At 62.7% G+C, this 1,258-nt stretch carries 1 protein-coding gene and 1 pseudogene; both read left to right on the top strand.

The window, feature by feature from the left end:
• Window positions 1-429: flagellin (locus JQ603_RS37880; RefSeq protein ID WP_283817496.1), on the top strand; the 429-nt coding region annotated here is incomplete at its 5' end.
• A 294-nt stretch (window positions 430-723) separates the two neighbouring features.
• Window positions 724-1,258: pseudogene (locus tag JQ603_RS37875) on the top strand (flagellin); the annotation flags it as partial.

The following is a 1,258-nucleotide window of genomic DNA, read 5'->3' as shown; positions in this document are numbered from 1 at the left end:
GTGACGACCGCCACCTTCGCGCTCTACACCGTCAACGGCGCAACCAAGACCGGTATCCTGGATACGGTGACCGGCAACAGCACGACGGGCTTCGCGTCGGTCGCCACGCTCGCCATCGGCTCGCTGACCGACTCGGCAACGGACCAGGCCATTCTCGACGGCTACATCAACCAGGTCACCGCCGCGATCAACACGGTTGCCTCGGCCGCCGCCAATCTCGGTGCCGTCAAGAACCGCATCGCGACCAACACGGAATTCGTCAAGAACCTGATGGACTCGGTGGATCGCGGTATCGGCCAGCTCGTCGACGCCGACATGAACGCGGAATCGACGCGCCTCCAGGCGCTTCAGACCCAGCAGCAGCTCGGCGTGCAGGCGCTCTCGATCGCCAACTCCAACAGCCAGAGCATCCTGTCGCTGTTCCGCTAAGCTTCAAACCATCGGCAGAGGGCCGCGCTTCGCGAGAAGCGTGGCCCTTTTCATTTGGCTGGTCGGGCGCCATGACTTTCGCACCTCGCCCCTCGTACCTTGATTTGACGCACCCTGTTGCGGTCCGGTCACGGAGCCACAAGCTTCGCACAAACTTCGGCGGGTAACCTCACCGCTACGACAGGTTGGGTCCTTCACACGCATTTCCGTGGCCCAAAGGCATGATGCCGCCCTGTCGTACCGGTGCAAGCCCGGTATGTCCCTAACAATACAATCTTCAAAGGGGCGTCAAAAATGAGTTCCAGTCTGCTCACCAACTCGTCTGCAATGACCGCGCTGCAGACCCTCCGCAACGTCAGCTCGCAGCTCGCGACCACGCAGAACCGGATCTCGACCGGCCAGCGCGTCTCGACCGCCGCGGACAACTCGGCCTATTGGTCGATCGCGACCTCGATGCGCTCCGACAACGCCGCGCTCTCCGCGGTCTCCGACTCGCTCGGTCTGTCGGCCGCGATGGTGGACACCGAATACACCGCTCTGAACACGATCATCGGCGACAAGGACTCCGGCCTGACCAAGCTCCAGGCGCTGCTGGTCGAAGCCAAGACCGCCGGTATCGACCGGACCAAGATCCAGTCGGAAATCACTCAGATCCAGCAGGATATGCAGCTCAAGGCCGACTCGGCGACGATCAACGGCATCAACTGGCTGAGCATCGATACCTCGACCGGTTCCACGGCCACGCCGACGAGCTTCAACCTCGTGTCGTCGTACTCGCGTGTCGGCGGTACGCCCACCATCGGCTCCATCACGGTGACGACCGCCACCT

Origin of the sequence: Bradyrhizobium liaoningense (genome assembly GCF_018130825.1) — a bacterium.
Lineage (GTDB): Bacteria > Pseudomonadota > Alphaproteobacteria > Rhizobiales > Xanthobacteraceae > Bradyrhizobium > Bradyrhizobium liaoningense_B.
The sequence above is the reverse complement of the archived record's forward strand: the minus strand, read 5'-3'. Positions and strand labels throughout refer to the sequence as shown.